The following is a 13,817-nucleotide window of genomic DNA, read 5'->3' as shown; positions in this document are numbered from 1 at the left end:
CATTTTACCGAACACGGATCGCGCCCCCGCACCGAAACACAGCAGTCGCCGACCCCAACTGATTGCTTGCACCGACCCAGCGCCCAGCCTAAAATGACCATCGTCAAATGACCATGCTCATATCATGATGCCGCACGCTCCCGTCTCGAAATCCGAATTCAAGGCTCGCGCGCTTGAATACTTCCGCCTCGTCGAAGCGTCGGGCGAAAGCCTCATCGTCACCGACCACGGCAAGCCGACGCTGGAAATCCGGCCATACCGCGCACGCGAAGCCCAGCCATTGGATATATTGCGCGGCTCGGTCATGCGCTACGACAATCCTCTTGATCCGATTGCGGAAGATGATTGGGAGGCGTCGCAGTGATCGTGCTGGATACACATGCATTGGTGTGGTGGGTGGCGGGCGATCCGTCGCTCAGCAAGAAGGCCCGCAGCGCGATCGATCGTGCTCGCGCAGAAGGCACGATCGCCGCATCCGCGATTTCCGCATGGGAAATCGCGATGCTGGTGCGCAATGATCGTCTTGCTCTGACGATGGATGTCGACGCATGGCTCGCCACCGTCGCGCAGATCGACGGCATGCGCTTCGTGCCCGTCGACGCCGACATCGCCGCGAAGTCCACCGACCTGCCCGGCACCTTCCACAAGGATCCGGCCGACCGCATGATCGTCGCTACCGCGCGGCGGCTTGGTGCGCCGCTCGTCACCCGCGACGAAAAAATCCGCGCATACGCGCACGTCAAGACGCTCTGGTAATCCACGCATCACCGGGAGCGGGACTGCAACAGGCTTGCATCAGGATTCAGGCCCGCCGGCGATTCGTCTGACCAGGCGAAACCGGTCTCGGCCCCCGCCCACCGACATTCTTTCCGAAGACCCCATCCACGCATCGGTAACATCCGGACTTGCCGATCCCCGCCCGCTCCCGCACAATCGGGCCACCTGCCTCCCTCCCCCCGCGCCGATGTCCTATGCGTCACTCGCCACCGGCGTCCTGCTCGCCGGCGGCCTCGGTCAACGCTTCGACCCGACCGGTCTGCAAAGCAAGCTGCTCGCGCGGTTGCCCGACGGCACGCCAGTCGCGGTCGCGGCCGCCCGCCATCTCGCGGCGGCCACGGCCGACGTGATCGCCGTCGTGCGTCCCGGCGCCGAAAAACTCGCGATTCTGCTGAACGAAGCCGGCTGCCAGGTCGTCTATGCACCCGACGCGACGCGCGGGATGGGTGCAAGCCTTGCCGCGGGCGTGCGCACGACGCCGGAAGCAACCGGCTGGCTGGTCGCGCTCGCCGACATGCCGTGGATCGCGGCATCCACCTACGAAGTGCTCACGCGCGCGCTCGATGCCGACGACGCGTCGATCGTCGCCCCGGTGCACCAAGGCGTGCGCGGTCATCCGGTCGGCTTCGCCGCCCGCCATTACGACGCGCTGGCCGCGCTCGATGGCGATACGGGCGCCCGCACGCTCTTTGCCAGCGCCCCGGTGAACCTGCTCGACGTCGACGACCCCGGCATCCTGCGCGACGTCGATACGCCGGCGGATCTGCGCTGACGCCGGCCGCACTGGCCGCCTCGATCGCGCCGGCCGCAACGCGCATCGCGCATGCCCGTTGGTCACGCGCTTAGGCGCGATACCCGCGGAGACGCGAATATCACCGGCAATTCGCATGCTGCGGCGAGATTCCCGCTGCAAACGCGCGCCCGATTGCCTATAACGAAGACGAGGCGCGCCGCGCCACCGCCGTCACGCATTGCGCGAGTTCTCCATGGACCACACGACACCGATGCCGGAGCCCCCGGCCGACCCGAATCGCGATCCGGAAGACGACCCGTTGTCGCCGCCGCCGCCGGGACATCCCCACGACAACCCGCAGCAACCGGACGGACCACCGAGCAAGGATCCGGTCTAACTGGGCGCCTGCGTTCGGCTGCGCTGCCGACATGCGCGCGCTTCGCCGGGCGGCGATCCGTCGCCGTGACGACGCCGTACAAGCGCCGGCCGCCGCGCCGCCGAACCGCGCCCGATCGACTCCGATGCCGAGCTGACGACCGAGCGCGCATCGCCCGCCTTCTGCATAGCGCCCCGCAGAATTGCCGCGCACATTGCGTGATGGCTGCACCGCGCATGCCCGGAACGACCGCGCGACGAAAGCCGCTTCCGCAGTTACCCCGCCGCGCGTTCCCGCGCGACACGCACCTCGTACGTCTTCAGATGGTTGTACGCGATCCGCAGCAGCGAAAACGCATCCGCCGACTGCGGATCGCGGCGCGCAAGCAGGTCGCCAATCACGTGATCGGCCTCGACCCGCGCATGGTTCTCGACGTCGCGCAGCATCGAAGCGGTCAGCGGCGACGGCGTCAGCACCATCCGCTGCATCCGCTCGATCGCCACCGGGTCGGGCCGGTGCCCGTTGTGCGCGGCAATCGAGCTGCATTCGTCGAGCATCGTCTCGAGCAGGCGGCGGCCGTCCGGCGCCGCGAGGATGTCGCCGATCGAGCCGCGAAACAGCGACGTGCTCGCCGCAAGCGTCGCGAGGAACACCCACTTCTCCCACATGCGCGCGGCGATGTCGTCGCTGAGCGTGGCATCGAAGCCCGCGCCGCCTAGCACGTCGGCCAGCGCGCGCACGCGCGCCGATTCGCCGCCGGCGAGTTCGCCGAACGACACCCCGTGCGTGTCGTTCAGGTGCACGATCCGCTGCTCGCGATCGAGCGTGGCCGCGATCACGCACAGGCCGCCCAGCACCTGCGCGGCGCCGAAGCGGTCGCGCAGCACGTCGAGATGGCGCATCCCGTTGAGCATCGGCAGGATCAGCGTCGACGGCCCGACGAACGGCGCGAACGATGCGATCGCATCGTCGAGGCTGTACGCCTTGCAGCTCAGCAGCACAAGGTCGAACGGCGCGGCCGTATCGGTCGCGCGTACGGTCTGCACGTTCGCGAGCGTCAGGTCGCCGCGCGGGCTGCGAATCAGCAGCCCGTCGCGCGCGAGCGCGGCCGCGCGGCCATCGCGCACCAGGAACGTCACGTCGCGCCCCGCCGCCGCAAGCCGGCCGCCGAAATATCCGCCGACCGCGCCGGCCCCTACCACCAGAATCCGCATCGTTGCCTCCTTTCGGTTTCATTCGGCGTCGCCACCCGCGCCCGGCCTCCCGGGCGAACAGCGCAACCGCCATCGTCCGACAGTATAGCGACGCTCAATATGTATATGCATAGATGCCCGTACCGCGCTCGATGGCATTGCGGTGGTGCGACGTCTAAGGGATTTCCCGCCTACGGCGGCGTTCGTTGCGCGCCGTCAAAGACTTATCCCGCCACGCCGTTCCGGCGCGCTCGTTCGACCGACCGACCTCATTCACCATGCGCACCCTCTCCCTGAACCAGAAACTTGCTTCGATGATCGTCATCCTGTGGCTCGGCCTGCTCGTGATCGCCGGCATCGGCGCATGGCAGACCCGCGCGGCGATGATCACCGATCGCCGCGACCAGCTTGCGACACTGGTGGCGCAGGCCACGAGCGTCGCCGACCACTACTACAAGCTATCGCAGCAGAACGCGCTGCCGGAAGCCGAAGCGAAGCAGAAGGCGCTCGATGCGATCGCCGCGATGCGCTACGGCACCGACGGCTACATCTCGATCAACGACTCGAAGCCGGTGATCGTCATGCATCCGATCAAGACCGAACTCGACGGCAAGGACGTGTCGAATTTCGCGGATCCGAACGGCAAGCATCTGTTCGTCGAAATCGTGAAGGCCGGCAACGCGGAAGGCGGCAAGGGCTTCGTCGAATATCTGTGGCCGAAGCCGGGCGCCGACAAGCCGCAGGACAAGACCAGCGCGGTGCAACGCTTCGCCCCGTGGGACTGGTATCTCGTGACGGGCATGTACATGAACGACGTGCGCTCCGCCGTGCTCGCGAGCATCGGCCGCTGGCTCGCGATGACGGCCGTGCTCGGCGCGGTCGCGACCGCCGTGATGGTGCTCGTGCTGAGAAGCGTGCGCGCCAGCCTCGGCGGCGAGCTCGAAGTCGCGCTCGACACCGCGCAACGCATCGCGCAGGGCGACCTGACCGCGCGCGTGAACGTGAAGCATGACGATCGCGGCAGCCTGCTGCATGCGTTGCACATGATGCAGGGCGGACTGATCGACATGGTGTCGCGCGTCCGGATGGGTACCGAGAACATCAACGTCGGCGCAAGCGAAATCGCGTCGGGCAACACGGACCTGTCGCAGCGCACCGAGGAACAGGCGGCCGCGCTCGTGCAGACCGCATCGAGCATGGACCAGATGACCGCGAACGTGAAGCAGAACGCCGAAAGCGCCGCACAGGCCGCGACCCTCGCCGACCAGGCGGCGCAAGTCGCGACGCGCGGCAGCGCGGTGGTGGACGATGTCGTGCGCACGATGAACGAAATCACCGACCGCTCGCACAAGATCGGCGACATCATCGGCGTGATCGACGGCATCGCGTTCCAGACCAACATCCTCGCGCTGAATGCGGCCGTCGAGGCGGCGCGTGCCGGCGAACAGGGCCGCGGCTTCGCGGTAGTCGCGGCCGAAGTGCGCTCGCTCGCGCAACGCTCGGCGACGGCCGCGAAGGAAATCAAGTCGCTGATCGTGTCGTCGAACGAGACGGTCGAGCACGGCGCGACGCTCGTCACGCATGCAGGCGAGACGATGGCCGAGATCGTGCAGTCGGTGCGGCGCGTGAACGAGATCCTCGACGAGATCAGTCATGCGTCGCGCGAGCAGAGCTCGGGAATCGAACAGGTCAATCGCGCGGTGGGCGAGATGGACCAGGTCACGCAACAGAACGCGGCGCTCGTCGAGGAAGCCGCGGCCGCCGCGCATTCGCTGCGCGATCAGGCCGAAACGTTGCGGGACGCCGTCACGCGGTTCGCGCTGCCGGCCTGACGGTATCGGCCTGGCATCGTTCGGGCCGCCCACGCCGTGGGTCGGCTCTCCGATGCCGGGCGCCCCGCCCGGTCGTTTTCGTTCAGATACGCCCGGAATCCGCAAGCAAGGAAATCAACGCCGCACCGCAGGAAGTCTTGTGTCCGTCGAATGCGGCGGCACGGCCTTCGACGTTGAAATTCGGGTCGCCTTCGACGATGGTGCACTTGCCGTGAACCAGGCACGAACACGTGTCGCCCACCCGGATAATTCCACGCATATATCCTCCTTTGGATGATTTGCGCGGCGGTTGCGTGCGCATGCAACGCGATCGCCGCGCTGGTCTGCCTCACCACGAATAGCCCTGCATTCCGTAATCGACGTCGTATCGGCGGCCCCACCATGGGAGGTACGCGTTGTTTCCGCCGCGTGCGCGGAACCAGTCCTTGGTCGGATCGATCGGTGTGAGCTTCGACGGCGGCATGACGACAACCGCGACGGGATGTTCGGGATCGGTCGTGCCGGCGACGAGTGCGTTGCCGCCGTAGTGATTGACGCGGCCGATCGCGAGCGCCACGTTCGTCAATGCGCTGCCGGTTCCCATGTCGCCAAGCAGTCCGGCCGTGTTGAAGGTCTGCTTCATGTAGTCGTATTCCGGAAGGGTTTCGGTCAACGTTCGTGTGAGCGAAACAAGGCGTGACGACGATGTGTCGCTGGGTTTACACGTCGCGGCCACGTAGTGATCAGTGTTTTCAAATCACACCCCCGACCTTCAGATAGAGCTCGCCTTCGCGTTCATCCGTGATCGCGTCGGGAATCTCGCCTTCGCTATTCTCGGCATGTACCCACTCGTGCATCGGCATTCGGTCCAGATTTCCTGATTCAAAATACTTGACGTACTTCTTGTTCGGATCAGTTTCGGGAATCCCGTCCCCCATCCGCCAGTCCGCCTGAATGCGTAGCGATTTGAGTTGCTTCTCCGTCAGGTAGCACCGCCCCACGGCTACGTCATATGCAAGCACCTTTTCAGCGTGTTCGGGATTGGTCATCGTCGTCGAGTGGTTCGTCGGGCTATTGGTCGCGCCGCGATCGAGCCAGTCGACGATCTGCTTGTCGCGCCATTCCTTGTAGCCTTCTGGCATTTCGCTTTTGCCGTCCTCACCAATCACATGCCCATCGCGATCGAGCCATTCGGTGTTCAGCGTGCGGCGCGCCTCCATCCGCATCAACGCGCGATCCTCGTAGCGCTGCCCGGCTTCGGTTGCTGCCGTACCTTGGGCCATGCTGTCCTCGTTCTTTGCCTTGTATTGGTCGTATGGATCGTCCGCGCGCTTATCCGCATCGGCCTTGCTCGCGTCACGCCATGCAGCAGGTGGATCGTTGCCTTCGTTGAAGTCGCTTACTGCGTCACCGTCCTTCGTTTCGACAGGCTTGCCGAATCGCAAGGCCCTGGGCGGGAATGGATCGTCCAGCGCCGGTGCATCCGCTACGACCGTCCATCCCTTCGGCGGATCGGCATTTACACGGAGCATGTTCAATGCCGAGCTGATGCCGGTCACGACGAACATGAGCGGGGCAGTTGCCAGCGTCGCCGCTATCCCCCAAACACTCTCGTTGCCTTTGACTGCACCGATCAAATTGAATTTGGCCGGCGGCGAGGGCGGGTACCAGAAACCCGATTTCGTTCCTTGCTTGCCATGCCGCCAGTCATCCTCCCAATACCGATAGGGTTTCTGTACGCCGACGGGGAAGCCGGATGCGAACACGCGCTGCGTCAGGACACCGGCAGCGCTGATGTCGTCCAACTCGTGCTTGCTGATCCCGCGCCAGCCGATGCCTTGAACCGTCACCGCCGAAATCACCTGATCGTGCGGACAGCAATACGCTGTGACGCGGCCATACGTCGATCCATTCAAGCCGTGCCGATCGCGGTCCTCTTGCGCGGCATAGGACCGGTTGCTCGTCGGCGAGATCCGCTTGTTTTTCATGTCTTCATCAACCTTTTCCACTGGCTGTTCGAAGTCTTTTCGGGCGCCGATGATCGACAGGAACTTGCCGAAGGTTTTGGTGCGCGCGGCGTAGCTTTGCCGTCCACGATGACCGCTCGCGTCTTTCGTCGCGCGTTGCGACCACGTATCCATGAACGTGTCGGATTTGTACGGACCGTCTGCATTCGCGAGGCTGTACGGCGCATTCGCCAGCACATAGGCGTCCGCTACGCAGTGTCCCGTGCGTCCCCACGGATCTTCGACATCGGGGAATGCGTCGCCGAAGAACGCTGCTGTGAGGCCGACGATATTGCCTTGGCTATGGCATACGACAGTAATCGGTACGTCGGCCTGCATCTGGCGGATCGACTCGATCAATTTGGCCAATCGCAAGGCTGCGAGCACGCCATACGCACGGGGCGGCGCACGATACAGCGGCCGATTGGTCGGATTGATGCCTTGCACCGTCATCCAGCCCATCGTCCGATCATCCAGACCGCCGTGCCAAAGATCGGGTAGGCTCGAACAGCCGTTCGTGAACGGACCACCACCCCAATAGTCCTTCTCGTTCAGAAAGATCTTGTCGCCGTACTCTTTGAGTTCTTCGCCAGTGGCCCGATAACCCCACCGAAAGTGAATGACAGGCGAAAACGACGGATCCGGTTTGATGTAGTTGTCTGCCAGCAAATCCGGATTCAGAAACCCATCCGGCGTCACGCTCTCCGTGTACTTCGCCGGCGTCAATTGCCCGGCTTCGATACCGTGATACATCAATTGATCATCGAGCCGCCCGAGCCGGCGATTGAGCCCTTTGCACAGCCCTTCTTCCGTCGCATCGAACCATTCGCCTTCGGAGTTCACGCCATGCACGAAGATCACAATCCCGGGCAAGGGCATCTGCTTGATACAGATAAGTCGTATGCCCTTCACGAACCTCGTCACCCCTTCGACACGGCCGACGATGATCGGCGGCGGTTCGGGGCGTGGCGCAGGTGCGTCAGGTGTAGCGCTCTGAGTAGCGGGTTCGTCAGTGGGCGCGTCCGCTACCGGCCGCGAATCGAGAAATGAATCGGTCATTCAGACTCCTGCACGTGCTTATATGTTTTTCTTGAGGAACTGCACCGCCAGCCTCTCGAACTCGTCGGTATCGACCGCCGGCAGTTCACCCGCCGAGTCGGTCGTCAAATTCGACAATGCACTGGAGGCTGTTTGAATCCGCCCGTCGAAGCCCGGCTCTGCGTCACCATCCGAGGCACGGATCAGCTTCGGCACGCGATCAAGTGAGGCCTGACCGAAGTTAGGCATGTCCACATCCATACTCGCCGCCCCACCCCACGCATGCCCCGCCGACTTCACCGTAAAAGTCCCCGGACACCCCAACTCGATATCGCCACCGCGCAGCTTCAGATACGCGCCCCCTGACGTCACGAACACGACTTCCTCACTCGCCGTGCCGGTCAGCTTTCCGCCAGCCGCGGTCAATTGAATGTTCTTCGCCGAATCGACTTGCGTATCGTCGTTCTGCGACTGAATCGTCACCTTCCCGCGATTCGCGATCGCCGACACGCCATCGCTGTGCGCGAACATCGCGACCCCGCGACCGGCATGCAGATTGATGCGCTCGCCGCTCGCGACCTGTACGTGCCGCTGCGCGATCTGATCGATGTTCTCGCCCGCATACATCACATGCGTTTTCGGCGTGACGTTGAGCGACCCCGACTGCGCGCCGAACGCCATCAACGCGGACGCATCGTCGCCCTCGCCGCGCTGCGCGCCGCCGGGCGTCCAGTGTCGAAACGCGTCGGCGATGCCGTCCTGCCCCGCGGCATCGGCAGCCCGCCCGCCGTGCTCGCCGGCATAGTCGCCGAGCGACTTGAAGAGCTCGGTGCATTGATCGAGCAATCGGATCAATTCGTCGCGATCAAGCTGACCGCCCGCCGCCCGTGCACGCGCATAGGTCGACAGCAAAATGCCGCGGGCCGCACGCAACGCCGCAGCGGCATCGGTGCGCAGTTCCGCCCCCTCGCCCCGATCGCTTCCGTGCCCACCGTCGCGCGGCTGCGTCAGATAGCCGAGGTTCAATTGGGTATGCGCGTGTTCGCTCGCCAACTGTGCGGAAATTTGCGACGGGGTATCGTCGAGACGAAGCTGGTTATGACGCCGGCCCTTGATTTCCCGGGTCTTGATGCCGGACAGGTAGCGATTGCCGGGCAGCGCGCCGGTATCGCTGAAAGTCGCGGGCGGGTTCGCACCGTTGCTCAACACCCCGACGATCAGCAGCCGGTCGGGGTCGCCCGACAGACATCCCAACAGCACTTCCATACCGACCCGCGGCAGGAAAAGCGCACCGAAGCCGTTGCCCGCGAGGCTGGCCCCGACGCGAACGGGTGCACTGTCGCCGGCCGAATCGTTCGTTCCGGCGCCGTCCGCGTGCGCATGGTCCGCCGGATCGAAGCCGTGTATGCGCACGCGCACGCGGCCGGCCTCGTCGCAAAACACTTCCTCGCCCTCGGTGCCGACGATCGTGCCGGTCAGCAGGTGAACCGGCGGCACATCGCGTGTCGGATCGTAGGCGGGCTTGAGCGGCACGCCACGCCGCACGCACGTGAAGCGGTTCTCGTAGCGGGTGTCCGCGTGCGCCGATCCGTCGACCGGTGTCAGAGAAGCGGTTTGCGCGAGGTTCAGGCTCGCCGCGAAGAGTTCGCTCGCGCGCCCTGTCAGATGCTTCGGCAGGTTGTTCAGGATCTCGTGCCGGACCGATGTGACGACGAACTGGCGACGATCGACCGGCTTCATGTCGAGCTCGGGATCGCCCGTCAGCGTGAACCAGTGACCGACCGGCAAATCGCGCACGCTGCTGATCCCGTCGTAACGTTCGGCTTCGAACTGGTGCGCCAGTATCCGGTCGCGCGTGATGCGGTCGTGATCGCGCCATGAATCGCCGACGTGCGGAATGTCGATCGCGACGTCGGTCAGGAGCTGCGCGAGGTCGTTCCCCGCTTCGCCCTGGTTGAGACCGGTGACGGCCGTGGAATCGTCCGCACAGGCCGTCTTGTAATCCCAGGACGAACGGCGCACCTTGCCGGACGACAGGCTTTGGCCGCGCGCGAACAGCGTCACGGTGTCACGTTGTCCAACTGCGGCGTCGCGCGGCTGAAGGCGCAGCGTACCGGCCGGTGCTTCCGTCACGCGATACGGGTCATCGCAGAATATGAGCGTATGCGTCGGCCGCTCGCCGCCCCGGCCAGCCTTCGCGAAGACCGTGATGCCCTCCCGGCGCAGCAGACGCCGGATGAAACGTGCGTCGGACTCGTTGACCTGCCGCGTGAGTTCGCGCACCGGATAGCGTTCGGCCTCCAATCCCGACAGGTCGAAGTCGAATGCACGCGCGAGCGCGACGCTGCGCAGCTTCCACTCGTTCATCAGCGTGGCCAGGATTTCCGTCACGCTGCACGCCCGGAACACGCGGGCGTTGGTACGGCGATCCATCAACGACAGCGCATCGCACACGTGCAGTTGATACACGGTCAGTTCGCCGTCGGATTGACCGCTCCGCACTTCGCGCACGATCGCGTTGATCGTCCGTACGCCGCCCCGATCGGTCGTCAGCCGGACCGACACCGGCAGGCCGAGAAACAGCGCAGGTGACAAATGATCGTGGGTGGACACGCAGGTCAGCGTGCCGTCGATGCCCGACATCAGCCCTTCGCTGATGTCCGCGTGGTGAAGCGCCAGCAGATGGCCGACCGCGCGTTGCGCCTGCCCGAAATGAAGGGCGACCGGCCGCCGGTTCAAGTCGCCCAGACCGGACGCAAAAAGCCGGAATGCGGTTGCTGTCGACATCGCCATGCTCTCGTCATGCTTGCTTCCGGCCACGTCTATTGCACCCCGCCCGACCAGACCGCCGCCCTGTTGCCGGCGAACCCGAGCCCGGCCGCCCGCTGGACCAGCTCGATATCGTTGGTCACGCCGAGCTTCTTCATCGCGCTGATCTTCTGCGCACTGACCGTCTGCTTGCCCTTGTTCAGCCGCTGTGCGATCGTCTTGATCGGAACGCCGGCCAGATACAGGCGAATCACCTCGATCTCGCGCGCCGACAGCTTCACCGGCTGATGGTCGGGTTCGGCGAGCGACTCGAGCGCGCGCCGCACGAGCGGCGACAGATAATGCCCGCCGCTGTAGCTCGAATGGATCGCGGTCAAGATGTGGCCGACTTCGTCGAACTTGCTGACGAGGCTGGCACCGCCTTGCGCGAGGATCGAGCGGAAGATCACCGGATTCTCGTTGCCGACCAGCGCGACGATGCCGACGTTCGGGCGCATGCGCCGCAGCCATTCGAACAGCGCGAGGCCATCCATCTGCCTGTCGGCTCGGATCGAATAGTCGACCAGTGCGATATCGCATTCGATGCTGCCGAGCGCCGCGGCGAGTTCGCCCGGGGACCGATAGACGCCGACGAGATCGATCGCGCACGCGTCGACGGCGAGGTGTTCCATGCCCGCCAGCGTCAACGGCCAGTCGTACGCGAAAACGGTGCGAATACTGAATTTCCCCATGCGCAGTTCCAGAAAGTTCGCCTGGCCGCGTAGCGCGGAATGCGCGCGCAGCCGGATCGGCGTTGAATCGACAAGCAAGATATTTTTATCTCGATCGTTATTCTATGAAGCCATGCGCGGCAGGGATATCTGACGACGTATAGGACAGCCTTCAGGAACGTAAGACGAGTTTGATATTTGCGCCGATTCGCTCGTTCGGCGGTAACCGGAGTCGGCCGGACGGCCAGCGTTGGAGGCCCCGCGGGCCGCATGGCCGGCCCGCGGGGTAAAATTGCCCCCTTTGCATGCCATTCCGGGCAACCGGCCGTCGGCAGTGCGCCGGTCCCGGCCGCGCGCCGCGCCCGCCGGCAGCCCGAACGCCCGTTTCTCCCATGACCGAATCCGACCTGCAATCCGACGACACCTCCATCCACGAAAGCGGCCTCTGGCGCGACAACGGCTGGACGGCACGCGTCATCAAGAACGAAGACGACGACGGCTGGGCCGTCGAGATGATCAAGGACGGCGAGTCCGAGCCCGCGCTCGTCGGCCCGTGGACGATGGGCCGCGACAAGAAGAATCCGAAGCCGATGGACGCGAACGCGTTCCGCACGCTCGTGAAGACCGCGACCGAAGTGCTGATGCGGCACGCGCAGCAGCGCCACGCGATGCTGCACAAGGAAGTGACGGTTCAGGACGAGGACGGGCAGGATGTATCGGTCACGCTCGACATCGTGCCGGACGAGTTCGAGCCGTACGCGGAGCTGAAGGCGTTCGACCCGTACGGCGAGCTGCTGGCCGACGCGAAGGTGTCCCCGGGATTCAAGCTCAACAAGGCGAGTGCCCAGCGCTGGGTCGAATCGGGCTTCGAACGCCCGGCCTGACACCCGCGCCGGCGGCCCGACGCCGCCGGGCCTGCACCGCAACCGGCGCGATCGGCGTCAGCCGTGCAGGCCGTGCGCGATCATCAGGCGGTACAGCGTCGCGCGCGACACGCCCAGCTCCGCGGCGACGTCCGCATGCTGGTGCCGATGGCGCAGCAGCGTTTCCTCGATCGTGCGCCGCTCCGCCTGCCGGCGCACTTCCGCGAGCGTCGGCGGCTGGCGCGACGTGTACGGGCTCAATTCGAGATCGGCCGCCGAGATCAGCGGGCCGTTCGTCATCACGACCGCGAACCGGATCCGGTTGATCAGCTCGCGCACGTTGCCGGGCCATGCATAGTTGTGGATCGCCTCGATCGCACACGGCATGAAGCCGCGGATCCGGTGCGAGCTGTCGCCGCGATAGCGCCTGAGCACGTGCTCGGCGAGCAGCATGATGTCGCGGCCGCGCGCGCGCAGCGGCGGCTCGTCGATGCGCAGCACGCACAGACGGTAATACAGGTCCGGGCGAAAGCGCCCGTCCTGCATCGCGGCCTCGAGATCGACGTGGGTCGCGGACACGATCCGCACGTCCACCGGAATCGACGCATGGCCGCCCAGCCGCTCGATCTTGCCTTCCTGCAGAAAGCGCAACAGGCTCGCCTGGCTCTCGAACGGCATGTCGCCGATCTCGTCCAGGAACAACGTGCCGCCGTGCGCGGCTTCGATGCGGCCGATCTTGCGCTGGTGCGCGCCGGTAAATGCGCCGCGCTCATGACCGAACAGCTCGGCCTGCAGCAGCGTCGACGGAATCGCCGCGCAATTCACGGCGACGAACGGCGCATCGGCGCGCGACGACTGCTGATGGATCGCGGCCGCGGTCAGCTCCTTGCCGGTGCCGGATTCACCGGCGATGAAGACGGTCGCCTCGGTGTTGGCAACCTTGCGGATCGTCGCGAACAGGCGGCGCATCGCATCGCACGCGCCGATCATCGTGCCGCCGGGCGGTGCGGCATCCGCGGCCGGGTCGCCTTCCGACAGTTTCACCATCCCGTATGCATGGCCGACGAGATAACCGATGGTCTCGTCCGCGCTCCCGTAGCGCACGTAGTCGAAACAGCACTGGCGGATCAGGCGCGCAACCGTCGTATCGCGCAGCGCGTCGTCGTCGGTGAGCGCGACCCAGCCGACGCGCGGGTCGCGCAGCAGCGTCTCGAACGCCCCGACGTCGGGCGACGCGAAGTCGCCGAAATCGACGATGCCCGCATGCAGGCGGTTCGCCTTGACGAGATTGAGTGCGTCCGCAACGGTTTTCGCGCGCCATACGTCCCAGCCGCGCGACGCGAGGCAGTCGACCAGCCCGGCGTCGGGATGCTGCGACAGATAGATGAGCGGACGCGACAGCGCGGTGTGGTGGCGCCGGGCCGGCTCGAACGGCGGCATGCATGCGTCCCGTTCGCCCTCCTCCGGGCCTGACAGTCTGATCGGGCAGCAATGGTTCACGATGGCCTCGGCGCGTAGGGTTGTCCGTCGGGCCGCTCGGC

Annotated in this window: 11 protein-coding genes and 1 pseudogene; 5 read left to right on the top strand and 7 right to left on the bottom strand. The window is 65.3% G+C overall.

Going from position 1 to position 13,817, the window contains the following annotated elements:
* Positions 1 to 124: 124 nt before the first annotated feature.
* The 3 genes from BX604_RS15505 to BX604_RS15495 all read left to right on the top strand — a co-directional run bounded on the left by BX604_RS15505 (position 125) and on the right by BX604_RS15495 (position 1,549).
* Positions 125 to 364 carry a type II toxin-antitoxin system Phd/YefM family antitoxin gene (locus tag BX604_RS15505; RefSeq protein WP_098551565.1) on the top strand — a complete coding sequence of 80 codons (240 nt, stop codon included), beginning with the start codon at positions 125 to 127 and terminating at the stop codon, positions 362 to 364.
* Positions 361 to 756, top strand: a complete 396-nt coding sequence (locus BX604_RS15500) for a type II toxin-antitoxin system VapC family toxin (RefSeq protein ID WP_098551564.1) — start codon at positions 361 to 363, stop codon at positions 754 to 756. The genes BX604_RS15505 and BX604_RS15500 overlap by 4 nt, the downstream gene beginning before the upstream one ends.
* Positions 757 to 964: 208 nt before the next feature.
* Positions 965 to 1,549 (top strand): nucleotidyltransferase family protein, encoded by a 585-nt coding sequence (locus BX604_RS15495; RefSeq protein WP_098551563.1) that lies wholly within the window; start codon positions 965 to 967, stop codon positions 1,547 to 1,549.
* Between the two features lie 612 nt (positions 1,550 to 2,161).
* Here the strand turns inward: BX604_RS15495 and panE are convergent.
* Positions 2,162 to 3,100: a 2-dehydropantoate 2-reductase gene (gene panE, locus BX604_RS15490; protein WP_098551562.1), complete on the bottom strand. Its 939-nt coding sequence runs from the start codon at positions 3,098 to 3,100 to the stop codon at positions 2,162 to 2,164.
* Between the two features lie 257 nt (positions 3,101 to 3,357).
* On the opposite strand from panE, the gene BX604_RS15485 reads away from it, so the two are divergent.
* Positions 3,358 to 4,911: a methyl-accepting chemotaxis protein gene (locus BX604_RS15485; protein WP_098551561.1), complete on the top strand. Its 1,554-nt coding sequence runs from the start codon at positions 3,358 to 3,360 to the stop codon at positions 4,909 to 4,911.
* A gap of 82 nt (positions 4,912 to 4,993) precedes the next feature.
* On the opposite strand, the gene BX604_RS15480 is transcribed toward BX604_RS15485, so the two are convergent.
* The 5 genes and pseudogenes from BX604_RS15480 to BX604_RS15460 form a co-directional block, all read right to left on the bottom strand.
* On the bottom strand, positions 4,994 to 5,212 hold the full coding sequence (locus BX604_RS15480) for a PAAR domain-containing protein (RefSeq protein ID WP_098551560.1): 219 nt from the start codon (positions 5,210 to 5,212) through the stop codon (positions 4,994 to 4,996).
* Between the two features lie 27 nt (positions 5,213 to 5,239).
* A pseudogene (locus tag BX604_RS15475) lies at positions 5,240 to 5,611 on the bottom strand (virulence factor); the annotation flags it as partial.
* 31 nt (positions 5,612 to 5,642) lie between these two features.
* Positions 5,643 to 7,955 (bottom strand): T6SS effector phospholipase Tle3 domain-containing protein, encoded by a 2,313-nt coding sequence (locus tag BX604_RS15470; protein ID WP_098551559.1) that lies wholly within the window; start codon positions 7,953 to 7,955, stop codon positions 5,643 to 5,645.
* Positions 7,956 to 7,973: 18 nt separating this feature from the next.
* Positions 7,974 to 10,721 (bottom strand): type VI secretion system Vgr family protein, encoded by a 2,748-nt coding sequence (locus tag BX604_RS15465; protein WP_098552896.1) that lies wholly within the window; start codon positions 10,719 to 10,721, stop codon positions 7,974 to 7,976.
* Positions 10,722 to 10,756: 35 nt separating this feature from the next.
* Positions 10,757 to 11,434, bottom strand: coding sequence for a response regulator transcription factor (locus BX604_RS15460; protein ID WP_098552895.1), 678 nt, complete (start codon positions 11,432 to 11,434; stop codon positions 10,757 to 10,759).
* 371 nt (positions 11,435 to 11,805) lie between these two features.
* Between BX604_RS15460 and BX604_RS15455 the strand changes: the two genes are divergently transcribed.
* Positions 11,806 to 12,297, top strand: coding sequence for a hypothetical protein (locus BX604_RS15455; RefSeq protein ID WP_098551558.1), 492 nt, complete (start codon positions 11,806 to 11,808; stop codon positions 12,295 to 12,297).
* Between the two features lie 57 nt (positions 12,298 to 12,354).
* Here BX604_RS15455 and BX604_RS15450 read toward each other — a convergent pair whose 3' ends face one another.
* Entirely contained in the window at positions 12,355 to 13,716 is a 1,362-nt protein-coding gene (locus tag BX604_RS15450; RefSeq protein ID WP_098551557.1) for a sigma-54 dependent transcriptional regulator, read from the bottom strand.
* Positions 13,717 to 13,817 lie beyond the last annotated feature (101 nt).

This window comes from Burkholderia sp. JKS000303 (genome assembly GCF_002563755.1).
In the GTDB taxonomy this organism is placed as follows: domain Bacteria; phylum Pseudomonadota; class Gammaproteobacteria; order Burkholderiales; family Burkholderiaceae; genus Burkholderia; species Burkholderia anthina_B.
This window is presented reverse-complemented; position numbering and strand designations above follow the sequence as displayed.